At 62.6% G+C, this 21,555-nt stretch carries 27 protein-coding genes; 16 read left to right on the top strand and 11 right to left on the bottom strand.

All coding sequences use genetic code 11. The annotated features are described in order from the left end of the window. Nucleotides 1-129 precede the first annotated feature (129 nt). Nucleotides 130-489 (bottom strand): antibiotic biosynthesis monooxygenase family protein, encoded by a 360-nt coding sequence (locus tag HGO38_RS30645; RefSeq protein WP_250959578.1) that lies wholly within the window; start codon nucleotides 487-489, stop codon nucleotides 130-132. Beyond that, on the bottom strand, nucleotides 486-830 hold the full coding sequence (locus HGO38_RS30640; protein ID WP_250959577.1) for an NIPSNAP family protein: 345 nt from the start codon (nucleotides 828-830) through the stop codon (nucleotides 486-488). The genes HGO38_RS30645 and HGO38_RS30640 overlap by 4 nt, the downstream gene beginning before the upstream one ends. A 75-nt stretch (nucleotides 831-905) precedes the next feature. Here HGO38_RS30640 and HGO38_RS30635 point away from each other — a divergent pair, with 75 nt between their 5' ends. The 6 genes from HGO38_RS30635 (at nucleotide 906) to HGO38_RS30610 (ending at nucleotide 4,316) form a co-directional block, all read left to right on the top strand. Then, entirely contained in the window at nucleotides 906-1,595 is a 690-nt protein-coding gene (locus tag HGO38_RS30635; protein ID WP_250959576.1) for an ArsR/SmtB family transcription factor, read from the top strand. A gap of 139 nt (nucleotides 1,596-1,734) precedes the next feature. Continuing rightward, nucleotides 1,735-2,079: a DMT family transporter gene (locus tag HGO38_RS30630; RefSeq protein ID WP_250959575.1), complete on the top strand. Its 345-nt coding sequence runs from the start codon at nucleotides 1,735-1,737 to the stop codon at nucleotides 2,077-2,079. Nucleotide 2,080: 1 nt separating this feature from the next. After that, nucleotides 2,081-2,662, top strand: a complete 582-nt coding sequence (locus HGO38_RS30625) for a TetR/AcrR family transcriptional regulator (RefSeq protein WP_250959574.1) — start codon at nucleotides 2,081-2,083, stop codon at nucleotides 2,660-2,662. A 66-nt stretch (nucleotides 2,663-2,728) separates the two neighbouring features. Next, nucleotides 2,729-2,917 (top strand): type II toxin-antitoxin system HicA family toxin, encoded by a 189-nt coding sequence (locus HGO38_RS30620; protein WP_250959573.1) that lies wholly within the window; start codon nucleotides 2,729-2,731, stop codon nucleotides 2,915-2,917. A 5-nt stretch (nucleotides 2,918-2,922) separates the two neighbouring features. Further along, a complete protein-coding gene (locus HGO38_RS30615) occupies nucleotides 2,923-3,357 on the top strand; it encodes a type II toxin-antitoxin system HicB family antitoxin (protein WP_250959572.1) in 435 nt (144 codons plus the stop codon). Nucleotides 3,358-3,626: 269 nt separating this feature from the next. Next, complete coding sequence (locus HGO38_RS30610; protein WP_250959571.1) at nucleotides 3,627-4,316, top strand: HAD family hydrolase; 690 nt, start codon at nucleotides 3,627-3,629, stop codon at nucleotides 4,314-4,316. A 31-nt stretch (nucleotides 4,317-4,347) separates the two neighbouring features. Here HGO38_RS30610 and HGO38_RS30605 read toward each other — a convergent pair whose 3' ends face one another. Both HGO38_RS30605 and HGO38_RS30600 read right to left on the bottom strand, forming a co-directional pair. Then, a complete protein-coding gene (locus HGO38_RS30605; RefSeq protein ID WP_250959570.1) occupies nucleotides 4,348-5,301 on the bottom strand; it encodes a diacylglycerol/lipid kinase family protein in 954 nt (317 codons plus the stop codon). Between the two features lie 75 nt (nucleotides 5,302-5,376). Next, on the bottom strand, nucleotides 5,377-5,952 hold the full coding sequence (locus tag HGO38_RS30600; protein WP_250959569.1) for a hypothetical protein: 576 nt from the start codon (nucleotides 5,950-5,952) through the stop codon (nucleotides 5,377-5,379). Between the two features lie 305 nt (nucleotides 5,953-6,257). On the opposite strand from HGO38_RS30600, the gene thrC reads away from it, so the two are divergent. The 5 genes from thrC to HGO38_RS30575 all read left to right on the top strand — a co-directional run bounded on the left by thrC (nucleotide 6,258) and on the right by HGO38_RS30575 (nucleotide 13,169). Continuing rightward, nucleotides 6,258-7,664, top strand: a complete 1,407-nt coding sequence (gene thrC / locus HGO38_RS30595; protein ID WP_250959568.1) for a threonine synthase — start codon at nucleotides 6,258-6,260, stop codon at nucleotides 7,662-7,664. Nucleotides 7,665-7,684: 20 nt separating this feature from the next. Further along, nucleotides 7,685-8,983 (top strand): M16 family metallopeptidase, encoded by a 1,299-nt coding sequence (locus HGO38_RS30590; protein ID WP_250959567.1) that lies wholly within the window; start codon nucleotides 7,685-7,687, stop codon nucleotides 8,981-8,983. Nucleotides 8,984-9,155: 172 nt separating this feature from the next. Then, a complete protein-coding gene (locus tag HGO38_RS30585) occupies nucleotides 9,156-9,770 on the top strand; it encodes a GNAT family N-acetyltransferase (protein WP_250959566.1) in 615 nt (204 codons plus the stop codon). Nucleotides 9,771-9,817: 47 nt separating this feature from the next. Further along, nucleotides 9,818-12,679, top strand: coding sequence for an EAL domain-containing protein (locus HGO38_RS30580; protein ID WP_250959579.1), 2,862 nt, complete (start codon nucleotides 9,818-9,820; stop codon nucleotides 12,677-12,679). A 52-nt stretch (nucleotides 12,680-12,731) separates the two neighbouring features. Beyond that, nucleotides 12,732-13,169, top strand: coding sequence for a hypothetical protein (locus tag HGO38_RS30575; RefSeq protein ID WP_250959565.1), 438 nt, complete (start codon nucleotides 12,732-12,734; stop codon nucleotides 13,167-13,169). Nucleotides 13,170-13,217: 48 nt separating this feature from the next. On the opposite strand, the gene HGO38_RS30570 is transcribed toward HGO38_RS30575, so the two are convergent. The 4 genes from HGO38_RS30570 to HGO38_RS30555 all read right to left on the bottom strand — a co-directional run bounded on the left by HGO38_RS30570 (nucleotide 13,218) and on the right by HGO38_RS30555 (nucleotide 15,763). Beyond that, nucleotides 13,218-13,889, bottom strand: coding sequence for a nucleotidyl transferase AbiEii/AbiGii toxin family protein (locus HGO38_RS30570; RefSeq protein ID WP_250959564.1), 672 nt, complete (start codon nucleotides 13,887-13,889; stop codon nucleotides 13,218-13,220). After that, nucleotides 13,831-14,199, bottom strand: a complete 369-nt coding sequence (locus HGO38_RS30565) for a hypothetical protein (RefSeq protein WP_250959563.1) — start codon at nucleotides 14,197-14,199, stop codon at nucleotides 13,831-13,833. The genes HGO38_RS30570 and HGO38_RS30565 overlap by 59 nt, the downstream gene beginning before the upstream one ends. 169 nt (nucleotides 14,200-14,368) lie before the next feature. Further along, nucleotides 14,369-15,004, bottom strand: coding sequence for a LysE family translocator (locus HGO38_RS30560; RefSeq protein WP_250959562.1), 636 nt, complete (start codon nucleotides 15,002-15,004; stop codon nucleotides 14,369-14,371). Nucleotides 15,005-15,157: 153 nt separating this feature from the next. Next, nucleotides 15,158-15,763, bottom strand: coding sequence for a YqgE/AlgH family protein (locus HGO38_RS30555; RefSeq protein ID WP_250959561.1), 606 nt, complete (start codon nucleotides 15,761-15,763; stop codon nucleotides 15,158-15,160). 165 nt (nucleotides 15,764-15,928) lie between these two features. On the opposite strand from HGO38_RS30555, the gene HGO38_RS30550 reads away from it, so the two are divergent. The 4 genes from HGO38_RS30550 (at nucleotide 15,929) to HGO38_RS30535 (ending at nucleotide 18,762) form a co-directional block, all read left to right on the top strand. After that, nucleotides 15,929-16,771, top strand: coding sequence for a protein-disulfide reductase DsbD domain-containing protein (locus tag HGO38_RS30550; RefSeq protein ID WP_250959560.1), 843 nt, complete (start codon nucleotides 15,929-15,931; stop codon nucleotides 16,769-16,771). A 72-nt stretch (nucleotides 16,772-16,843) separates the two neighbouring features. Beyond that, nucleotides 16,844-17,329 carry a peroxiredoxin gene (locus HGO38_RS30545; protein WP_250959559.1) on the top strand — a complete coding sequence of 162 codons (486 nt, stop codon included), beginning with the start codon at nucleotides 16,844-16,846 and terminating at the stop codon, nucleotides 17,327-17,329. 113 nt (nucleotides 17,330-17,442) lie between these two features. Then, the gene (locus tag HGO38_RS30540) at nucleotides 17,443-18,012 is read left to right on the top strand and encodes a P-loop NTPase family protein (protein ID WP_250959558.1); all 570 of its coding nucleotides are present in this window, start codon (nucleotides 17,443-17,445) and stop codon (nucleotides 18,010-18,012) included. Nucleotides 18,013-18,129: 117 nt separating this feature from the next. Further along, nucleotides 18,130-18,762: a LysE family translocator gene (locus tag HGO38_RS30535; RefSeq protein WP_250959557.1), complete on the top strand. Its 633-nt coding sequence runs from the start codon at nucleotides 18,130-18,132 to the stop codon at nucleotides 18,760-18,762. Between the two features lie 84 nt (nucleotides 18,763-18,846). On the opposite strand, the gene HGO38_RS30530 is transcribed toward HGO38_RS30535, so the two are convergent. The 3 genes from HGO38_RS30530 to HGO38_RS30520 all read right to left on the bottom strand — a co-directional run bounded on the left by HGO38_RS30530 (nucleotide 18,847) and on the right by HGO38_RS30520 (nucleotide 20,706). Continuing rightward, entirely contained in the window at nucleotides 18,847-19,155 is a 309-nt protein-coding gene (locus HGO38_RS30530) for a Dabb family protein (protein ID WP_250959556.1), read from the bottom strand. Between the two features lie 118 nt (nucleotides 19,156-19,273). After that, nucleotides 19,274-19,741, bottom strand: coding sequence for a ribonuclease HI (rnhA, locus tag HGO38_RS30525; RefSeq protein ID WP_250959555.1), 468 nt, complete (start codon nucleotides 19,739-19,741; stop codon nucleotides 19,274-19,276). After that, complete coding sequence (locus tag HGO38_RS30520; RefSeq protein ID WP_250959554.1) at nucleotides 19,738-20,706, bottom strand: homoserine kinase; 969 nt, start codon at nucleotides 20,704-20,706, stop codon at nucleotides 19,738-19,740. The genes rnhA and HGO38_RS30520 overlap by 4 nt, the downstream gene beginning before the upstream one ends. A gap of 205 nt (nucleotides 20,707-20,911) precedes the next feature. On the opposite strand from HGO38_RS30520, the gene HGO38_RS30515 reads away from it, so the two are divergent. Further along, the gene (locus tag HGO38_RS30515; protein WP_250959553.1) at nucleotides 20,912-21,343 is read left to right on the top strand and encodes an OsmC family protein; all 432 of its coding nucleotides are present in this window, start codon (nucleotides 20,912-20,914) and stop codon (nucleotides 21,341-21,343) included. Nucleotides 21,344-21,555: the final 212 nt, after the last annotated feature.

Raw genomic sequence — 21,555 nt, 5'->3', positions numbered from 1 at the left:
TCCCCACCCTCCCCACAAGGGGGAGGGCTTAACCCGGCCGCCCCCCGTTGGTGGATTAAGGCGAGCGGTTTCCTCTGGATCTTCTCCCCCCTTGTGGGGGAGATGGCCGGCAGGCCAGAGAGGGTCTTATTATCGCAAACACCCGCCATCATGCACCGCCCGGCTGTCGTCCGGGGCCTCGGCCCGTTCCGTCATGCCGTAGTCGCGCGACACGCTTGCCACGCGCAGGCGGTAGGTGGCGAAGATGCCGTTGCGGCCGGATTGCTGGGCCAGCCGGTGTTCTTGCGTATTGCGCCAGCGCCTGACCGCCGCCTCGTCGCGCCAGAAGGACAGCGACAGGATCTTGCCCGGCAAGCTCATGCTTTCGAAGCGTTCGATCGACAGGAAGCCGTCGATGCGCTCCAGCCGCGGCTTCAGATCCGCGGCGATGTCCAGATAGGCGTTGCGGCTGCCGAGATAAGGCGTGACCTCGAAGATCACGGCGATCATGGCAATACCTCGGGAGCGCTGCCGGCCGGGCCATGGGGCAGCGACATGTTCTTCAGGAAAATCCGGTCTTCCTTGAGGATGAAGCGCTTGCGTTTGGCGAACTCGTAATTCTCGCGGCCGAGCGGATCGGCGGCAAGCTTCGCCCGGTAGGCCTCATAAGCCGCCAGGCTGTCGATGGTGTAGACGCCATAGGCCGTGGTGGCCGACCCCTCGTGCGGGCCGAAATAGCCGATCAGGTCGGCGCCGCAGCGTGGGATCGCCTGCCCCCAGACCTGGGCATAGTGGGCAAAGTCGTCCCGGCCGAACGGATCGATCTCGTAGCGGATGAAACAGGTGATCATCGAGGCACTCCTTTTTGTGATGCCCCACCTCTCTGGCATATTGCGCAACGCCAATGCTTCGACTACCATCGAAGCATGATCGAAGGTCCTGACATTGCCCGCATCGGCTCGCTGGTTGGAGATCCGGCCCGCGCCAATATTCTTGTGGCGCTGCTGGGCGGCCGGGCGCTGACCGCGACCGAGCTTGCCGGGGCGGCTGGCGTGACCGTGCAGACCGCCAGCTCGCATCTCTCCAAGCTCGAGGATGGCGGGCTGATCCGCCAGCAGAAGCAGGGCCGGCACCGCTATTTCTCCTTTGCCGACGAGACCGTCGGCGGGCTGATCGAGGGGCTGATGGGCTTTGCCGCCAGCCGCGGCCATCTGCGCCATCGGCTCGGGCCCAAGGAACCGGCGCTGCGCAAGGCGCGGATCTGCTACGACCACCTGGCCGGCGACTATGGCGTTCGCATGCTCGACAGCCTGGTGGCGCGCGGCGCGATCGAGGTGGATGGCGAGGCGCTGGCGCTGACGGCTGCGGGCGAGCAGCTGCTCGCCGAATTCGGCATCGACCTGGCGCCGCTCAAAATGCTGCGTCGGCCGCTCTGCCGGTCCTGCCTCGACTGGAGCGAGCGGCGCGCCCATATGGCCGGCTCGCTCGGCAAGGCGCTGCTCGACCATTTTGTCGAGACGGGCGATGCGCGGCGCGAAGCCGGCAGCCGCGTCATGGTGTTTTCGCCGGTTGGCGACCGGCGTTTCCAGGCGATGTTTCCGACGATGGCGGACTGAGCCCGCTCCCCCTGCCCTACCGAAATCAATCTCCGATCGTTTACAGCGGCTGTCATGACGATCACGACCGCGGCCTCTTGCGAAGAAACCGACCATACGGTATCTTTATGACCAATCCCTGTCGCAGAAGGCTTTCGCCATGAACCCTCTCATGCTCTCCTATAGTGCGCTGGCCGGCGCCATCGTGCTCGAAGTCATCGGCACCACCTTCCTGCAGAAATCGGAGCAGTTCAGCCGGCTTTGGCCGACGCTGGCGATGGTGGCGTTCTATGTCGCCTCGTTCTACCTGTTGTCGCAGGCGCTGAAGGGCGTGCCGCTCGGCATTGCCTATGCAATGTGGGGCGGGCTCGGCATCGTCTTGACGGCGATCATCAGCGTGGTGGTGTTCAAGCAGTCGCTCGACCTGCCGGCGCTGATCGGCATCGGCATGATCGTCGCCGGCGTGGTGTTCATGAACACCTTCTCCCATTCCGTCTCGCACTGACATGGCAACCGCCCATCACCGCCGCAAACAGCCCGAACGGGTGCGGCGCGCGCTTCTCGACTGCGTGGCAAAACTGGCCGCCGACCAGGGGCTTGCCGCGGTCACCATCCAGGCGGTCGCCGATGCCGCCGGCGTGACCAAGGGCGGGCTGCTGCATCATTTTGCCAGCAAGCAGGCGCTGATCGAAGCGGTTTTCGCCGATCTGCTCGACCAGCTGGACCGGGAAATCGAGGCCCTGATGACGGCCGATCCCGAGCGGTCCGGGCGGTTTACCCGCGCCTATGTGAAGGCCTGCTTTGCCGACCGGACGCTTGGCGCCAGCAGCCTCTGGGCAGCGCTTTCGGTCTCGATGATCACCGAGCCGGCGCTGCGGCAATTGTGGTCGCAATGGCTCGACGCCCGGCTGGAGCGGCACCACGAGACGGACGATACGCCGATGCTGGCAATCGTCAGGCTCGCCGCCGACGGCGTCTGGCTGTCCGACCTGCTGGAAAAGGACAGCGTCTCGCGGCGCGACGTGGCAGCACTGGAGCCGCAACTGCTGGCCCTGACGCGATTGTCCGTGGCGCCTCGCCAGGTGTGATCCCTGCGCCATGCCTGCAGACGGCGAGACTTGCCACCTTCTTGAAAAGTGTGTATCAATACACATATGAAGAGCAGCGACGTCCTATCGGCATTGAGGGCTGACGGCTGGTACGAGGTGGCCACCAAAGGCAGCCATGTCCAGTTGAAGCACCCGTTCAAACCGGGGCGGGTCACCGTTCCTCATCCGAAGCGGGACGTGCCGATCGGCACGCTGAAGAGTATCGAAAAACAGGCCGGGTTGAAACTGAGGTAGACAGGATGCGTAACTTTATCGGACTGATCCACAAGGACGCTGACAGCGACTATGGCGTGTCCTTTCCTGACTTTCCAGGCGTCGTGACGGCCGGCACCGATCTCGATGATGCGCGCCGCATGGCCGAGGAAGCGCTCGCCTTTCATGTCGAAGGCATGATCGAGGATGGCGATGCCATTCCTGAGCCTTCCAGCCTCGAAACCGTGATGGCCGATCCGGACAACCGCGACGGCGTGGCCATTCTCGTTCCCTTGAAAACCGCCAGCCGCAAGGCCGTGAGGCTCAACATCACCCTGCCGGAAGACGTTCTTCGGCAGATCGACGCCTTTGCCGAGGCGAACGGACTGTCGCGCTCAGCCTTTCTGGCGCGCGCCGCACAACGGGACATCACCGCCGCCGACAAGGCCGGTCATCGCAAGGGTTCCGCCCTGTCTGCCTGAACCGCCCCTCGCCTGTCAGGAATATCCGTCCGCTGCACAGGGCAATCGCATGTGAAAACAGTCCCCTCCCAAGCCGCACCCCCGGCGGTTTGAACCGAGCGGTTTCTATGGGTCTTCTCCCCCCTTGTGGGGGAGATGGCCGGCAGGCCAGAGAGGGTCTTTGCCCAGATGCAATAGTCTTCGTTCGCCGCAACTGCCCGATTGTTCTTTGGTCCGCCATCGTGTAGTTCAATCCGCCTTCCCAGACGTGACAAACGGATTTCCCTGACATGAGCGGTTTCGACCTTACCCTTTTCGATTGCGACGGCGTGCTCGTCGATTCCGAGATCATTGCCGCCGAGGTGGAATCGGCCCTGCTGAACGATGCCGGTTATCCGATTTCGGTCGAGGAGATGGGCGAGCGCTTTGCCGGCATGACCTGGAAGAACATTCTTCTGGCCGTCGAGAAGGAAGTCGACATTCCCCTGTCGGCAAGCCTGCTCGACAAGTCCGAAGCGCTGCTCGATGCGCGGCTGGCGCGCGAAGTGAAGATCATCGAGGGCGTGGTCTTTGCCCTGTCGCGCCTCAAGGGGCCGCGCTGCATCTGCTCGAATTCCGGCGCCGACCGTCTCGACATGATGCTGACCAAAGTCGGCCTGCGCGACAGTTTCGCGCCGCATATCTATTCCGCCAAGACGCTCGGCGCCGACCGGGTCAAGCCGAAGCCGGATATCTTCCTGCATGGCGCCGCGCAGTTCGACGTCAAGCCGGACCGCTGCGTGGTGATCGAGGATTCGGTGCATGGCGTGCACGCGGCGCGGGCCGCCGGCATGCGGGTGATCGGCTTTACCGGCGCCTCCCATACCTATGCTTCGCACGCCGACCGGCTGACCGATGCCGGCGCCGAAACCGTCATTGCCCGCATGGTCGACCTGCCCGCGGTCATTGCCGCCATGGCCGAATGGGGGGGCCCGTTCTGATCTTTTTGCGGAAAGGCGAGAGGCCTGGCCGTTACGCCACCGCGCTGCCGACAGGTGCCGGCAGCTTGACGGTCAGCGAGGCCGGCAGAAGCTCGAAGCGGGCCGGCACCGGCCCGAACATTTCGCCATCGCAATCGAGCAGAGCGTGGTTTCCATCCCCGGCCAGGGATTCGACCTCGACCGTGCTGCCGCGATAGACGCTGACCAGTGGATGATCGAGATGGCGGGCGCCATTGAGTGAGGCCAGAATCGTCATCACCCTTAGACGGCTGGCGCCGCCGAGCACGACGATCTCGAACATTCCGTCGGCTAGATCGGCGCCTGGCGCGACCTGCATGCCACCGCCGAAGAACCGGCCGTTTGCCACGGCAATCGCGGTGATCGGGCCGCGGTGAACCTCGACGCCATCGACACTGACACGCACCGATCGCGGCCGATACCGCAGGATCTCGCGGATCGAGGCCAGCTGGAAGCGCACGGGGCCTGGCAGGATGGCGCGATGCGCACCCTCGTTCATCGCCCGGACCACCTCGCCCGATACGCCGAAACTGGCGATATTGACGAAAGGCCGGATCGAGGTCGACCCATCGGGCGCCAGACGCAGCAGCCGCCCGGTATCGATGCGGCGCAGCACGGCGGCGGCGATCGCTTCGGCCATGGCCATCGGCTCGGCCGGCCAGGCGAAATTGCGGGAAAAATCGGATCCCGTCCCGGCCGGGATCAGGGAAAAGGCGGTCTGCGGACGGGCGGACGAAAGTATGCCACCGGCCACCTCGCCGATCGTGCCGTCACCGCCGACGGCCACCACCAGCGTGGCCCCGCGGGCACAGGCTTCGCCTGCCAGCCGGGCCGCGTCACCAGCGGCTGCGGTTTCATGGATCTCGGCTGCGGGGAAGACGGATTTCAGCGCCGCGCCGACAGCCGGCCAGCACAGGCGCCCTCTCCTTCCGCCGGCGGCGGGATTTCGGATGATCGCGACTGTCACGCCCTTGCACCGGCCAACCATAGACACGCCCGGCACGCCCGGACGACAACAAAAACAGGCATCATGGCGTCGCGGCTACTTCTTGGCCGGACCTTCGTCGAAGCCGACATAGACCTTGGCAAGGCCGCCAAGATCCGACGGTACCGTGACATTGTCCTTGACGAAGATGAACTGGGCCGGCTGGGACACGTCGGCCAGCGTCGCATCAAACTTGGTCAGTTCGGAATAGAGAACCTTGTCGCCATCGGTGACGACAACGCGGATCGGCAAGCTGACGGTTCCAGCCTTGCCGGCCGGGCCGCCGATCAGGCGTCCCTGTGCCATGACCTTGATCGTCAGGTTGGTGTCGGCCGACAGCACGCAGGCGCGGGTCGTATCGGCCAGCGAGGCCTGATAAACCACCTGGTCCGGCTTGTCCTTGCCGCCCTTGGCATAGGTGCGATAGGAGGCGGTGCCGTCGCGCAGCACGATGGAGGGGCAATTGGCCTGGACGACGGCCGGCGTCGGCAAGGACGGGTCAGCGGCGGGCGTATTGCCGGCGGGCGGCGTGGCACCAGGGCTCAGCGCCGCATTGGGATTGTCGGTATTGCAGCCGGCCAGAACCGCCACGAGAGACAAGGCAACCACACTGCGCGTTACGTATTCAAACACCTGACTGCACCTTCCGCATGACACTCTCCCCCACCGGTCATAACCAGCCGATTGAGGCCTTTTCATAACCGTTGCGGATGGTCTATACCAGCGGCGCAGCAAAAAATCGATTGGGCGGCCGCCGTTTTGGTTCAATTTTCACCGGATATACCAGGAACAGAATGCAGGGCGCCGACGTTGGTCTCATCAACCACTAACGCGACTGCGAAGCCGGACCCCGCATTCTGGCGCAATATGACCACCCGCCGCGCCGCTGCTGCGCTAGATTTTCCTGGCCGTCTCGGCTTTCGCATTTTCCATCAGGGATGATTGGCATGGACTATATCTCGACGCGGGGCGAAGCCCCTCACCTCGGTTTCTGCGATGCGCTGATGGCAGGCCTTGCCCGCGACGGCGGCCTCTACCTGCCGCGCAAATGGCCTGAGATGAAGAAGAAGGAGATCCGGGCGCTGCGCGGCAAATCCTATCAGGAGATCGCCTTTGCGGTGCTTTCCCCCTTCGTCGACGGCGAGATCGAGGACGAGGCGCTGCGCGGCATGATCGACGAGGCCTATGCCACCTTCCGCCATCCGGCCGTGGCACCGCTCGTGCAGACGGGCCCGAATTCCTATGTGCTGGAACTGTTCCACGGCACGACGCTCGCCTTCAAGGATGTCGCCATGCAATTGCTGGCGCGGCTGATGGACCATGTGCTGACCAAGCGCGGCGAGCGCGCCACGATCGTCGGCGCGACCTCGGGCGATACCGGCGGAGCGGCGATCGATGCCTTTGCCGGTCGCGAGAGCGTCGATATCTTCATCCTCTTTCCGCATGGCAAGGTCTCGCCGGTGCAGCAGCGCCAGATGACATCGTCAAAATCGCCCAACGTGCACGCGCTGGCGATCGAGGGCAATTTCGACGATTGCCAGGATCTGGTGAAGGCGATGTTCAACGACCAGGCGTTTCGCGATCGCGTCCGCCTCTCGGGCGTCAACTCGATCAACTGGGCCCGCATCATGGCGCAGGTGGTCTATTATTTCACCGCGGCGCTGTCGCTCGGCAGCCCGGACCGCAAGGTGTCGTTTACCGTGCCGACCGGAAATTTCGGCGATATCTTCGCCGGCTACGTGGCAAAACAGATGGGCCTGCCGATCGACAAGCTGGTGATCGCCACCAATGAGAACGATATTCTGGCCCGCACCCTGAAGACCGGCCGCTACGAAATGAAGGGCGTCAAGGCCACCTCCTCGCCATCGATGGACATCCAGATCTCGTCGAATTTCGAACGGCTGCTGTTTGAGGCCGGCGATCGCGACGCCGGCGATATCCGTGCCGCGATGGACGGGCTGAAGCAATCCGGCTCGTTCGAAATCAAGCCGCAGGCGCTCAAAACCATCCGCAAACTGTTCCGCGCCGGCCGCGCCAGCGAGAAGCAGGTGGCGAACACGATCCGTGACACCTTGGCCGAGACCGGCTACCTTCTCGACCCGCACAGCGCGGTTGGCGTCTTCGTTGCGGCCAAGCACGAGAAGGCGGCAAGCCCCATGGTGACGCTCGCCACGGCCCATCCGGCCAAATTCCCGGCAGCCGTAAAATCGGCCTGCGGTATTGACCCGGCGCTTCCGACGTGGCTTGCTGATCTGATGGACAGGGAGGAGCGCTTCGAAATTCTGGCGCCCGAGCTTAAAGCCGTCGAAACCTTTGTCGGCGATCATGCACGGGCCTGTAATTGAGACGTGCAGAAAGACGAAACATGAATGTTGAGTGCACCCGGTTGCCTTCCGGGCTAACGGTCGTAACCGAGCATATGCCGCATCTCGAAAGCGTGGCGCTTGGAACCTGGATCAAATCCGGCGCCCGGGACGAAACCGAATCCGAACACGGCATTGCCCATCTTCTCGAGCATATGGCCTTCAAGGGGACGCGCACGCGCACGGCCCGCCAGATCGCCGAACAGATCGAGAATGTCGGCGGCGAACTGAACGCGGCCACCTCCACCGAGACCACGGCCTATTATGCCCGTGTTCTCAAGGAGAATGTCGCGCTCTCCGTCGATATCCTCGCCGATATCCTGACGGATTCGGAATTCGACGAGGAAGAGCTGGTTCGCGAAAAGCATGTCATCCTGCAGGAAATCGGCGCGGCCAACGACACGCCCGATGACGTGGTGTTCGACCGGTTCTCTGAGACCGCCTTTGCCGGGCAGACGCTCGGCCGGTCGATCCTCGGCACGCCGGATACGGTCAATTCCTTTTCCAGCGACGAGATTCGCGCCTATCTCGCCCGCAATTACACCACCGACCGGATGTTCGTGGTGGCGGCAGGCGCCGTCGATCACGACAGCTTCGTCAAGCAGGTCGAGCAACGCTTCTCGACGCTTCGCCAGAAGCCCGATGTCTCGCCTGTTGTGACGGCGGCCCGCTATACCGGCGGCGATATCCGTGAAAAACGCGAGCTGATGGACGCGCAGCTGCTGATCGGCTTCGAGGGCCGCGCCTATCATGCGCGCGACTTCTACTGTTCGCAGATTCTGGCCAATATCCTTGGCGGCGGCATGTCCTCGCGGCTGTTCCAGGAAGTGCGCGAGTTCCGCGGCCTGTGCTACTCGGTCTATGCCTTCCACTGGGGCTTTTCCGACACCGGCATTTTCGGCATCCATGCCGCCACCGGCGGGGAAAACCTGCCCGAGCTGCTGCCTGTGATCATCGAGGAATTGCGCAAGTCCTCCGACACGATCGAGCAGCAGGAAATCGAGCGGTCGCGCGCCCAGATCCGCGCGCAATTGCTGATGGGCCAGGAAAGCCCGGCGGCACGCGCCGGTCAGATCGCCCGCCAGATGATGCTCTACGGCCGCCCGATCTCCAATCCGGAGCTGATGGAACGGCTGGAAGGCATTACCGTCGACCGCCTCACCGACCTTGCCGGCCGGCTGTTCTTCGACACCGCGCCGACGCTGTCGGCCATCGGTCCGGTCGAACAGCTGGCGCCGATGCAGGATATCGTCGGCGCGCTGACGGCGGGTACGGCCAAGGCAATGAAGGCGGCGGGCTGAGATCGTCCCGTCATATTGGTGCGGCCCGCCTCCCGCGGGCCTGCCTATCCCCTTGAATTGCGGAGGCTTTGCTGCTTGTACGGCCGCGGTTTTGCGCTATTGTGAGCCCACAGGGATTTTAAAAAACAAACGGCAGCGCGGCGCCTGACCGGACTTTGCCAGGGGTTGGCTGATGGCACGATCGGTTTTTGGGTTTCTGTCCCGACATCCGGACAAGCCGGAGATAGGCGACGACCGGCATTTCCTGCGGCTGCCGCGCAATTCCGACTATCGTCAATGGTACAGACTGCGCTCGGAGAGCCGGCAGTTCCTGCAGCCGTGGGAGCCGACCTGGCGGGCCGACGAATTGACAGAGGGCGCCTTCCGCACCCGCGTCAACCGCAATGCCCAGGAATATTCCTGTGGACTGGCGGTGCCGCTCTTGCTGTTTCGCCGCGACGACGAGGTGCTTTTGGGCGGCCTGACCATCGGGCTGATCCGCCGGGGTGCGTCGCAATGCTGCATGATCGGTTACTGGATGGGCGAGCGTTTTGCCGGACAGGGCCATATGTTCGCCGCACTTCAATTGGCAATTCCGTACATGTTCCGGGAACTTGAGTTGCACCGGATCGAAGCAGCCTGTATTCCAGACAACGAAAAGAGCATACGGCTGCTGGAGCGCGCCGGTTTTCAGCGGGAAGGTCTTTTGCGGGATTATCTGAACATCAACGGCCAGTGGCGGGATCACGCCCTCTTTTCCCGGTTGGCCGACCCTTCGGCCGGCGGCGGGAAACCCACCTCCTCATGACATATGCTCACAGCCTGCGTGGCGCTGCGCGCCGCTTTGCAGCGGCGATGCTGGCCCTCACCCTTTGCACCCTGACATTGGCTGCCGCCGCACCCACCTTTGCCGCCGAGCCGGTGAAGATCGCCCGCGACGACACGGCGCTGGACCTCACCGCCACCACCGAAATCTATTCCAACCAGGGCGAGGCCTTCCAGGTCTCCACCGCACCCGGCGCCGACGGCATCCGCCGCCGCATCGAGGTGCGCGCCAGTTCGGATCGCCATCAGGGTGACTGGGCGGTGTTTGCGCTGGCCAACATGTCGGAAGAGCAGCTGGAGCGCGTCATCGTCGCGCCGCATTTCCGGCTCGCCAATTCCAAAATGTTCTGGCCGGATCTCGGCTCGCAGCGCATCATCGCCATTACGCCGAGCGAAGGTTTTGCGCTCGACCGGTTGCCGAGCGAAGAGGCTGACGTGTTCCGCATCACCCTCAATCCGGGTTCGGTGATCACCTTCGTGGCGGAGCTTGCGACGCCGAACCTGCCGCAGATCTATCTCTGGGAACCGGACGCCTACAAGGATACGGTCAACGCCTTCACGCTCTATCGCGGCATCGTGCTCGGCATTGCCGGCCTTTTGGCGGTGTTCCTGACCATCCTGTTCGTCGTCAAGGGCACATCCATGCTGCCGGCGGCGGCAGCGCTTGCCTGGGCGGTGCTTGCCTATATCTGCGTCGACTTCGGCTTTCTCGGCAAGCTGATCAGCATCACCGCCAGCGACGAGCGCATATGGCGGGCCGGCGCGGAGGTGGCGCTGGCCTCCAGCCTGGTGATCTTCCTCTTCACCTATCTGAACCTCAACCGCTGGCATGCGCATCTGGGCTATGCGACCTTCGCCTGGGTTCTGGGCCTCGGCCTGCTGTTCGGTGTGGCCATCTACGATCCGTCCATCGCATCGGGCATCGCGCGCCTCTCTTTCGGCCTGACGGCGACCGTCGGCATCGTGCTGATCATCTATCTCGGCTTCAACCGCTTCGACCGGGCGATCCTGCTGGTGCCGACCTGGGCGCTGATCATCGTCTGGCTGTTCGGCGGCTGGCTGACCGTGACCGGCCGGCTCGACAACGACATCATCCAGCCAGCCCATGGCGGCGGTCTGGTGCTGATCGTGCTTCTGATCGGCTTCACCGTCATGCAGCACGCCTTTGCCGGCGGCGCCTATCAGCAGGGCCTGTTTTCCGACCTGGAACGCCAGTCGCTGGCGCTGACCGGGGCTGGCGACACCGTCTGGGACTGGGACGTGGCGCGCGACCGGGTGATCACCATTCCCGACATGTCGATCCGCCTCGGTCTGTCGCAGGGCACGATGCACGGGCCGGTGCGCAACTGGCTGCCGCGCCTGCATCCCGACGACCGCGACCGGTTCCGCGCCACGCTCGACGTGCTCTTGGAACACCGCAAGGGCCGCCTCAACCACGAATTCCGCATCCGCGCCGAAGACGGCCATTTCCACTGGCTGCAGATCCGCGCCCGGCCGGTGCTGGGCTCCAACGGCGAGGTGATCCGCTGCGTCGGCACGATCATCGACGTGACCGAGCACAAAAACACCATCGACCGGCTGCTGCAGGACGCGATGACCGACAACCTGACCGGCCTGCCGAACCGGGAAGTGTTTCTCGACCGGCTGCAATCGGTGCTGGCGCTGGCGCCGGGCGGCGACACGCTGCGCCCGACGGTGATGGCGATCGACATCGACCGCTACAAGCAGGTCAACGACACGCTCGGCATTTCGGCCGGCGACAATATCCTGATCGCGCTGACGCGCCGCCTGCGCCGCCTTTTGAAGCCGCAGGACACGCTGGCGCGGCTGTCGGGCGACCAGTTCGGGCTGATCCTGGTCTCCGAGCGCGACCCGTCCAAGGTCGCCGATTTCGCCGATGCGGTGAGCAAGGCGATCATGGTGCCGATCAATTTCGCCAATCGCGAGATCATTTTAACCGCCTCGATCGGGCTGGTGTCCTGGGTCGATCAGCAGGAAAGCGCAGCCGGCCTGCTGTCGGATGCGGAGCTGGCGATGTACCGGGCGAAACGGGCCGGCGGCAACCGCGTCGAACCCTTCCGCCCGGCCTTCCGTGGCACCGGAACGGACAGGCTGCAGCTGGAAACGGACCTGCGCCGCGCCATCGAGCGGCAGGAGCTGTCGATGGCCTACCAGCCGATCGTCAAGCTGGAGGGCGGCGAGATTGCCGGCTTCGAGGCGCTGATGCGCTGGGACCATCCCAAGCGCGGCACCATTCCGCCGTCGGAATTCATTCCGATCGCCGAAATGTCCGATCTGATCGAACCGCTCGGCATGTTTGCGCTCGAGCGCGCCACCAGCGACCTGATGGACTGGGAACGGCACACCGCCGACCTGCCGATCTTCGTGTCGATCAACCTGTCGAGCGCGCAATTGCTCAACAACGAGCTGTTCAACGACGTGCGCGCCATGCTGTCGAAAACCCAGTGCGACCCGAAACGGCTGAAGCTGGAACTGACCGAAAGCATGGTCATGGAAAACCCGGAACAGGCCCGTCTGGTGCTGGGCAAGATCAAGGAGACCGGCATCAGCCTGGCGCTCGACGATTTCGGCACCGGCTATTCGTCGCTGGCCTATCTCACCCGCTTCCCCTTCGACACGATCAAGCTCGACCGGGCGCTGGTGGCCGACCGCAGCGACAAACGCGCCATCCTGCTGCGTTCGATCATCACGATGGCCTGCGACATGGAGATGGACGTGGTGGCCGAGGGCATCGAGACCGAAGAAGACGCCGCCGAACTGCTGAAAATGGGCTGCCGCCTCGGCCAAAGCTACCTGTTCGGCGCCCCGGTCGGCACCGAGACGGTGCAGAAGATGCTCAAGGAACGCTATCCGAAGGTGAAGCGGGCTTAAGGGCTGCCCACATTGCCCAATCAATCAGGGATGCCGGTGCAACAGAGCTTCTGTGGAGGCGAATATTTCGGACTATCGCGATGTCTGGACAGATGCAGATTTTCCCGACATGGGTTGGCATGACGCATGTGTCTACTCCTTGTCCTTCCCACAAGCCAACCAATCGGTGACGTTTGATATCGACTACATTTTCAAATGGCACTGGGAGGGCGAAATGGTAAGAGGGTGGGATGTTGCCCCATGCACTCTTGAGTTCACAAACGTGTCTAACTTGAAAATCGCCCTGTCGTGGGAAGATCAGGGCGACACGACAATCCAGAACATTACCCGCAACAACTGTCGGCCAACGCCGAACAAAAAACTCACTATCTGGGACTACGTCGTCGAACTTGACGTGGGCCACCTCACCTTTAGCGCCACCGGCTATACACAAACCTCTCGGATGCGACCTGTATTTTCAACCTCGCAGTCTCTACCGCGAGGGGCGTAACCTACCTAATGTAGCAACTGCCACCAGACCTGGATCTGCCGCGTTTGATCACACTTTTGGTCTCGAACCCCGCCGCAGCAACTCGATAGCCTCAAGGGCGAGTTCGCATGCGTCCTCCATGTAGCTTCGGCCGAATTCCGTAGGGTTCACTTCCTCGTGGATTTCATCGTGGAACGCATCGATGCGCGTTTCGATTCGCAGTTGTGCTCGGTCATAGACATCCGGTGTGAGGAATGGCGAGGCGGCGGCGTTGAGAAGTTCGTCCGGCAGGACGAGGAAGGTTCCCGCAAGATCGAAGACATCGCGGGCCTTGAACATCGAACCGCGGTAGTAGATCTTCTTGGCAATGACTTCGGATGGGAGTTCGCGAACGATCTCGCGTTCCTCGAATTCGAATAACGTCGTCGCATTCTCTATCAGTGGCGATGCACCGAGAAAATCGATTTCACCGGAGCCTTTGACAATCAGCTTCAGATAGTGACCTGGGTAGCGATAGTCCGGTTTTCCAGTTTCATCATTCCAGCAGATCGTGCGAGTGACCAGATTGCGTATCGGCACAAGACTTTGGATTATCCTCGCGGAGTCGAGGAACGCGTCCACGTCGTAGCTGACCCGATGACCTATGTCGATCGCAAGAGAGGTCCCTCCGCCGAAGGTCCAGCTAGGCCCGGCGGTGCCTTCCTCTGTGACCGAATCCAGCGCCTGCAGCGTCAAGCGCATCAGATCTTGCCACTGGGACGGCAACCATCTCCCGGATCCATCGCGCATTCTCATAATCCTCTTCGACGCTCCAGACCGAAATCGCCTTCGAGAGATTATCGAACGTCGTCGCACCTTCCACAACCATGTCCATGATGACTTCGACGCCGACCTCGCGGAAGAACGCTCGCACATGCGGCCTCCATCGCAGATCCGTCGTCGAAAGGTTCAGGCAGGACAGCAATGTCTCGTCATTGATATGAAACGGAAGAGGAGCGTTTACCGTGGTCAACGCTCGCCAGATCGCTTGACTTTTCACGATATCGCTCATGCTCACCTCTTTATCAGAATAAGGCCGAAGCCTCAAGTTTCGCGCAACAGGCCGCGCCTGACCTGCCGGTCCCCTCGCCCCGCTTGGCGGGGAGAGGTCGGAGCAACTTGTTGCTCCAGGGGTGAGGGGCAAGGCCAGAGCCTCAAACGCCACTCAATTTAATCCCCGCTCACGTCCGCTGAAACGCGACGTGCAAACCGAGGCCGACGAGGATGGCGCCGCCGGCGCGTTGCAGGTTGCGCTGCAGGGACGAGATGCGTGACAGGCGCGATGTGATGAGGTTGGCTGCCAGCACGCAGACCACGTCGGCAAACGAAAACATCAGGTTGACGGTGGTTCCAAGGATCAGGAACTGCAGCCAGACCGGAAAGGCTGCCCCGGCATCGACGAATTGCGGCAGGAAAGCCAGGAAGAAGATCGCCGTCTTCGGGTTCAGCACCTCGACGGCGATACTTTCCAGGAAGGCGCGGCTGGCGGATTTTGGCGACAGGACCGGCACCTGCTCCGGCTCCTGCTGGCCGCGGCTGCGGAACATGCGGATGCCGAGAAAAATCAGATAGGCGGCACCGGCCAGCTTCACCGCCAGATAGAGCATCGGCACCAGATGAAACAGGATCGACAGGCCGGCGGCGGCGGCAATCACATGGGCATAGCAGCCGAGATGAATACCGAGCGTCGCCATCAGCCCGGCGCGGCGGTCGGCCGCCAGCGTGCGCGCCGCGACATAGAGCATGGCCGGCCCCGGAATGAAGGCGAAAACCGCCGTGGTCACGAAAAAGGCGAGCAGGATATCGGTAGAGGGCATCAGGGCTTTCGCTTTTCAGGGACGGTTGCGCGGCGCGGCGATGCCACCCTACCGATCCCGCAGAAATATGCCAGAGGGCGTGGAGGTGTCCGCCGCGCCCGTCCGCTGCCCGTCAGGCGTCGCCCGTCACGGGTGGGCGGCCAGCGTCGCCCGTCAGGCGTGGCCGGCATCCATCGACAGCATGGCAGGGCTGACGCCCAAAAGCGCAAGCGCCCGCTCGTATTTGCTGTCGAGGCTGCGATCAAAGATCAGTTCTTCGGAGGCCGGGCAATTGAGCCAGCCATTGCCGGCGATTTCAGCTTCCAGCTGCCCTGCGCCCCAGCCGGCATAGCCGAGCATCATGGTGGCGCGGCGCGGGCCGCGGCCGGCGGAAATGGCGCGGACGATATCGAGCGTGGCGGTCAGCGAGATGTCGTCGCTGACCGGAATGCTGCTGTCGCTCAAGTAATCGTCGGAATGCAGCACGAAGCCGCGGCCGCTTTCCACCGGGCCGCCGCACTGGATGGGGAAGCGGCGGGTGTGATCGGGCAGCATGATGGCGTCCTGCCCGTCGATCAGCTTCAGATGCTGCAATACATCGGCAAAGGAGACCGGCTGCGAGCGGTTGATGATGAAGCCCATGGCGCCCGCCGCCGAATGGGCGCAGACATAGATCACCGAGCGATGGAAATTGCTGTCGGCCATGCCGGGCATGGCGATCAGGAACTGCCCGTCGAGAAATCCCCGTTCGCGGTCTGCCGTTAAGGTCGAAAAAACCATGGTGCCTCCCGCTCTTCCTGCCGTCTGCGGCCTGGCAGAACGCAGCCGCTGGCATGTTTGCTCCATGGAAAGATGGGGCATAGTGGCCGATCAATCAACTGAAAATGATAAAGACCGCAAAAGCGTGACTGGAAGGCGGCCGGGCTTTCCGCTAAATCCAGCCCCATGAAAAGCCTCGCCCTGCCCTTGCCCCGCCCTGCCCATGCCCTGCTGATCGCCGCGGCACTGCTTCTGTTGCCGGCCGTCAGCCACGCAGCAATGTCCGACTGGGCGAGCAACGAGGGCGGCCGGATGCGGCTTGTCGTGCTGGATGCCGACCCGCAGGGCAACCGTGCGGCGGTGCTGCAGATCGAACCCAATCCCGGCTGGACCACCTATTGGCGCGAGCCCGGCGACAGCGGCATTCCACCGGCCATTAGCTTCGCGCCGGGCAGCCCGTTTAGCCTTGCCGCGCTGTCCTTTGCCGTGCCGAAGCGGCTCGACAGTGGCGATGTGCGCGATATCGGCTATGACGCCGCCGTCAGCCTGCCGATGGTGCTGACGGGGCCTGTCCCGCAGGAGGCGATGGCGCTCGATGCAACCGTCTTCATCGGGCTTTGCCGCAATATCTGCATTCCGTTCCAGGCAGACCTTGCCGTGACGCTGTCGCCCGACGCTGAGGCAAGCGCCGAGGAAAGGGCGATCCTGACGGATGCGCGGGCCCGTCTTCCCGAAAGCCCATCGGCGGATTTTGCCGTGAGCAGTTTTGCGATGGCGGAGGATTTGAAAAATTTGCGGCTGGAGCTGGTGCTGCCCAAGGGCGCCGGCGACCGTCCGCAGATCATGGCGACCGGGCCGAACGGCTATGTCTTTACCGACTATACCGCGACCTCTGCCGCCGACGGCCGGCTGACGGTCGACCTGCCGATCGCCAAGCTGCCGCGCCACTATTCGATCGCGGGCAAGGCCTGGCAGGTGCTGGTGATCTCGGGCGCGCGGGCCATGGAAAGCCCGCTTGCCTTTGACTAAGGCAAATCTATAGTCGCTGGCGACAGGACCAGCGGAGCCCCGCCGGCCGTTCATCGTCTAGAGGAGAGCCCCATGACCATTGCCATCGGCGAAAGCCTGCCGCCTGCCACCTTCAAGGAAAAGACCGCCGACGGCCCGGTGGAAACGACCACCGAACAGCTGTTCAAGGGCAAGCGCGTCGTGCTGTTTGCCGTGCCCGGCGCCTTTACGCCGACCTGCACGCTGAACCATCTGCCGGGTTATCTGGAAAACCGCGACGCCATCCTGTCGCGCGGCGTCGACGACATCGCCGTCATTTCCGTCAATGACTGGCACGTGATGGGCGCCTGGGCGCAGCAGTCGGGCGGGCTCGGCAAGATCCACTTCCTCGCCGACTGGGATGCCAGCTTCACCAAGGCACTCGGCCTCGACATGGACCTCTCGGCCGGCGCCCTCGGCATACGCTCCAAGCGCTATTCCATGCTGGTCAACGACGGCGTCGTCACATCGCTCAACATCGAGGAAAACCCCGGCCAGGCCACCGTCTCGGCGGCGGCGGCGATGATCGAGCAGCTCTAGGCCCGGCTCATAGACAGGGCGTTCGCCCCTCTCTTCTCGGGGAGAAGAGAGGGGGGGGGACTTTGTGGAACCATCTGCAAACACCAAGCTCTTAGACTGCGCAGGAGCCTCTATTGCCCAACTATGTCTCGATCGATGAAGCCGCAGAGGTTCTTGCGAAATGCCAGCGAGTGCTGGTCATCGGCTGTTCAGGCGGCGGCAAGACGACCCTGTCGCGCCGTATTGCGGCGAGCTTCGCGATGGAGTTCCACTCGCTTGATCGCGATGTCCGCTGGCTGCCCGGATGGAAAGAACGTGCCAAGGACGAGCAGCGGAAGATCATTCAGGATCTCGCCACGCGCGACCGCTGGGTGATGGACGGCAGCGGCGCCTCGACCTTCGACATCAGGCTGCCGCGCACCGACCTGGTGCTTTGGGTCCGCGTTCCAAGGCGCGTGGCCCTGTTCGGCCTTGCCAAGCGGGTTCTCAGCCATTTCGGCACCGTCCGCCCCGACATGGCCGAGGGGTGCCCTGAGCCCCTGCCCAACCGGGAATTCCTATCCTACATTTGGAATTTCGAGAGGAAATCTGCGCCGCTTTTCGTGCGCAACATTGATCTTTACGGCGCCGACGTCCCCGTGGCAATATTACCGTCACACACGGAAATGGATCGCCTCGTCGCTCTGGCTGGCCAGGCCAGATAGCCCGCTCACCCCTCCATATCAAACACCAAAATACCCGACAGGCCGCCGTCGGTGGCATTGCCATTTCAAGCAACGGTGATAAAGAGGAATTCCGGCTCTTTTCAAAAGGAAATCATCATGCCGGACTTTTCCACGATCATATTGTTTGCCGCTGCATCACTGGTGCTGACCGCCACGCCCGGCCCGGACATGCTTCTCATCGCCTCGCGGAGTGTAAGCCAGGGGCGCGCAGCCGGTTTCCTCACCTATGTCGGGATTGCGCTCGGCACGTATTGCCATGCCATCGCCGCAGCCCTCGGCCTGTCCCAGCTCTTTTTGAACGTTCCTATCGCCTACGACATCGTGCGTTGGGCCGGCTGCGCCTATCTTCTTTACCTGGCCTATAAAACGCTCCGTGCGGACGATTCCGCATTCTCCCCTTCGGTGTCCCTCAAACGACTTTCAAGGACCCGGATTTTCACGGAAGGCCTTGCCACGAATCTGCTCAATCCGAAAATGGCCCTTTTTGTCCTGGCCCTCTTTCCGCAATTCGTCAGCCCAAATGGTGGCTCGATGCTGAGCCAAATGATACTGTTGGCGACGGTCCTGAACACTATCGGATTGCTGGTGAACGGCACGGTGATCTTGCTGGGCAGCCATCTCCGCAGCAGACTATCCACAGTCAGCCGCTTTCCCAGACTGCCGCAATATCTTCTGGCAACCGTATTCACCGCACTGGCCTGCCGTCTGGCTCTCGGCTCCAGAAGCTGATCGCGATTTCACCAGACTGCTGGAAACTTTGATCGAGGATACCCAGCAGGCGCGGGCGCCCAAGGCATTTCTCGATCCAACCCCTCACCCCTCCATATCAAACACCAGAATGCCCGACAGGCCGCCGTCGGTGGCTTTGATGATGCGTTCGCCGACGGCGAGGTGGTCGGGGTGCTTGAGATAGTAGTCGCGTACCACGGCGTCCTCAAACGTGACGATGAAGCCGTCGAGATAGCCGCCGTTCAGGCCCTCCGGCGAGACATTGGGGCCAAAGGTCACATCCACCATGCCGGGGACGACCTCTTTCAGCGCCACGATCGCCTCGTAGATCGACTGCTTTTCGGCGTCTTGCATGGCGGCCTTGAACCGCAGGAATACGCAATGTCTGATCATGAGTGTCTCCCTTACCTTGTTTTGAGGGGAGCATAGGGGCTGGCCGGGCTTTGGCAAGACGGCAATTGTTCCATTGGTGCGGATCCGGTGTCGCCGCCGCGCCGCGCCATTGGAAGAACTAGCCGCCCATCAGCGCCTTGTGGGCGCCGCCCTTCTTGAAGGGCTCCATGCCCTTGCGGGCCAGTTCGTCGGCGCGTTCGTTTTCCGGGTGGCCGGCATGGCCCTTGACCCAGTGCCAGGTGACCTTGTGGCGCTGGTTGGCGGCGTCGAGCGCCTGCCAGAGTTCGCCATTCTTGACCGGCTTCTTGTCGGCGGTTTTCCAGCCGTTCTTCTTCCAGCCGAAAATCCATTTCGAAATGCCGTCCATGACATATTTGCTGTCGGTATGCAGGTCGACCTCGCAGCGGCTTTTCAGCGCATTGAGCGCCGAGATGGCGGCCAGCAGTTCCATGCGGTTGTTGGTGGTGTCGGCCTCGCCGCCGCAAAGGTCCTTTTCCGTGTCGCCATGGCGCAGCACGGCGCCCCAGCCGCCGGGGCCGGGATTGCCCGAGCAGGCGCCATCGGTGAAGATATCGACATGTTTCATCGGATATGCAGTCCATATTCGGCGCTTTTTCCCACCTGGCGGTGGAAGCGCAGCTTTTTCAGGTATTCGAGCGGATCCTTCTTGACCACCAGCGCGCCTTCCGGTGTCGTCAGCCAGTCATAGAGCCTTGTGAGAAAGAAGCGCAGCGCCGAGCCGCGCGACAGCACCGGCAGGGCGGCGATCTCGTCTGCCGACAGCGGCCGCACCGACTGGTAGCCCTCGAGCATCGCCATGCCCTTGGTGATGTTGTAGCTGCCATCCTTTTCAAAACACCAGGCATTGAGGCAGATCGACAGGTCATAGACGAGAAAATCGTTGCAGGCGAAATAGAAATCGATCAGGCCGGACAGGCTGTCGCCGAGGAAGAAGACATTGTCGGGGAAGAGATCGGCATGGATGACGCCGGCCGGCAGGTCTTTCGGCCAATGGGCGGCGAGGAATGTCAGTTCCGCGCCGATTTCCTCTTCGAGGCCCACTTCCACTTCGTCGGCGCGGTCCTTCGATTTTTGCCAGAGCGATTGCCAGCCTTCGAGCGACAGCGCATTCGGGCGCGTCAGCTCGAAGCCCTCGCCCGCCACATGCATCTGCGCCAGCGCCACGCCGACCTCGCGGCAATGGCGCGCCTCGGGCTTGCGCAGCCACATGCCTTCGAGAAAGCTGATCAGCGCGGCCGGGCGGCCGGACAGTTCGCCCAGTAGCGCACCATCCTTGCGCGGCAACGGCAGCGGGCAGGACAGGCCGCGGGCGGCCAGATGGTGCATCAGGCCGAGGAAAAACGGCAGGTCGTTGCGATCGGTGCGCTTTTCATAGAGCGTCAGAATCAGCGGCCCGGTGCTGGTATGCAGCAGGAAATTGGAATTTTCGACGCCTTCGGCAATGCCCTTGTAGGACATGAGTTCGCCGGCCTCGTATTCGGCCAGAAAGGCCTTCAGATCGACTTCGTTGGTATCGGTATAGACTGCCACAGTTGAGGGTCCTGCGCTGCATGGGATGGTTTCAAACGCATACAGGCAGGGGCGCTGTCGTGCTACCCCCGGCGCGACATCAGGCACAGGAAATGGGCGCGCCTTGAGAGGCGACCGGTCCCGGATGTCAACGGAACAGTTGGCGCAGCCACGGGTTAACTGTCGTAAATCCTCGCTACAGTGATCAAAAACCTGGAGACACGACATGAAGATTCAAAAGAACGGCTCGGCGCATTGGACGGGTGGCCTGAAAGACGGCAAGGGCACGGTTTCCACCGAGAGCGGCGCGTTGAGCGATCGTCCCTACGGCTTCAACACGCGCTTCGAAGGCGTTGCCGGAACCAATCCGGAAGAGCTGATCGGCGCGGCCCATGCCGCCTGCTTCACCATGGCACTGTCGCTGATGCTCGGCGAAGCGGGCTTTACGGCCGACAGCCTGGACACCAAAGCGGTCGTGACGCTGGAAAAGCTCGCCGACGGTTTTGGCATCACCGCCATCGAACTCAACCTGACGGGCGTCGTTCCCGGCACGGACGAGGCGAGTTTTACCGAGATCGCCAACAAGGCCAAGGAGGGTTGCCCGGTGTCCAAGGCGCTGTCCGCCGTGCCGATCACGCTGAATGTCCGCTTCGGGTAAACTGCCGTCGTCTTCTCCCCTCGCGGAGAAGACTATTGCATATGAGAAAAGACCCCTTCTGGCCTGCCGGCCATCTCCCCCTTGTGGGCAGGGGAATCGCATATGGCAATTTTTGTCTTGCCAATGAGGCGAAGGACGATTCATTGGGATGGCAGTTTTTCAAAGGAGAACTGCGATGTCCTGTCTTGAAGGTTACTTCGGCTCGGTGCCGG

The organism is Rhizobium sp. CG5 (assembly GCF_023701945.1).
Taxonomy (GTDB): domain Bacteria; phylum Pseudomonadota; class Alphaproteobacteria; order Rhizobiales; family Rhizobiaceae; genus Allorhizobium.
This window is presented reverse-complemented; position numbering and strand designations above follow the sequence as displayed.

Coding starts and splice junctions, on each gene's coding strand:
- HGO38_RS30645 (WP_250959578.1), bottom strand. CDS start 489: ATGATCGCCGTGATCTTCGAGGTCACGCCTTATCTCGGCAGCCGCAAC.
- HGO38_RS30570 (WP_250959564.1), bottom strand. CDS start 13,889: ATGCGCTTGACGCTGCAGGCGCTGGATTCGGTCACAGAGGAAGGCACC.
- HGO38_RS30640 (WP_250959577.1), bottom strand. CDS start 830: ATGATCACCTGTTTCATCCGCTACGAGATCGATCCGTTCGGCCGGGAC.
- HGO38_RS30625 (WP_250959574.1), top strand. CDS start 2,081: ATGGCAACCGCCCATCACCGCCGCAAACAGCCCGAACGGGTGCGGCGC.
- HGO38_RS30550 (WP_250959560.1), top strand. CDS start 15,929: ATGAAAAGCCTCGCCCTGCCCTTGCCCCGCCCTGCCCATGCCCTGCTG.
- thrC (WP_250959568.1), top strand. CDS start 6,258: ATGATTGGCATGGACTATATCTCGACGCGGGGCGAAGCCCCTCACCTC.
- HGO38_RS30530 (WP_250959556.1), bottom strand. CDS start 19,155: ATGATCAGACATTGCGTATTCCTGCGGTTCAAGGCCGCCATGCAAGAC.
- HGO38_RS30545 (WP_250959559.1), top strand. CDS start 16,844: ATGACCATTGCCATCGGCGAAAGCCTGCCGCCTGCCACCTTCAAGGAA.
- HGO38_RS30590 (WP_250959567.1), top strand. CDS start 7,685: ATGAATGTTGAGTGCACCCGGTTGCCTTCCGGGCTAACGGTCGTAACC.
- HGO38_RS30580 (WP_250959579.1), top strand. CDS start 9,818: ATGCTGGCCCTCACCCTTTGCACCCTGACATTGGCTGCCGCCGCACCC.
- rnhA (WP_250959555.1), bottom strand. CDS start 19,741: ATGAAACATGTCGATATCTTCACCGATGGCGCCTGCTCGGGCAATCCC.
- HGO38_RS30555 (WP_250959561.1), bottom strand. CDS start 15,763: ATGGTTTTTTCGACCTTAACGGCAGACCGCGAACGGGGATTTCTCGAC.
- HGO38_RS30615 (WP_250959572.1), top strand. CDS start 2,923: ATGCGTAACTTTATCGGACTGATCCACAAGGACGCTGACAGCGACTAT.
- HGO38_RS30630 (WP_250959575.1), top strand. CDS start 1,735: ATGAACCCTCTCATGCTCTCCTATAGTGCGCTGGCCGGCGCCATCGTG.
- HGO38_RS30515 (WP_250959553.1), top strand. CDS start 20,912: ATGAAGATTCAAAAGAACGGCTCGGCGCATTGGACGGGTGGCCTGAAA.
- HGO38_RS30565 (WP_250959563.1), bottom strand. CDS start 14,199: ATGAGCGATATCGTGAAAAGTCAAGCGATCTGGCGAGCGTTGACCACG.
- HGO38_RS30535 (WP_250959557.1), top strand. CDS start 18,130: ATGCCGGACTTTTCCACGATCATATTGTTTGCCGCTGCATCACTGGTG.
- HGO38_RS30620 (WP_250959573.1), top strand. CDS start 2,729: ATGAAGAGCAGCGACGTCCTATCGGCATTGAGGGCTGACGGCTGGTAC.
- HGO38_RS30560 (WP_250959562.1), bottom strand. CDS start 15,004: ATGCCCTCTACCGATATCCTGCTCGCCTTTTTCGTGACCACGGCGGTT.
- HGO38_RS30610 (WP_250959571.1), top strand. CDS start 3,627: ATGAGCGGTTTCGACCTTACCCTTTTCGATTGCGACGGCGTGCTCGTC.
- HGO38_RS30585 (WP_250959566.1), top strand. CDS start 9,156: ATGGCACGATCGGTTTTTGGGTTTCTGTCCCGACATCCGGACAAGCCG.
- HGO38_RS30635 (WP_250959576.1), top strand. CDS start 906: ATGATCGAAGGTCCTGACATTGCCCGCATCGGCTCGCTGGTTGGAGAT.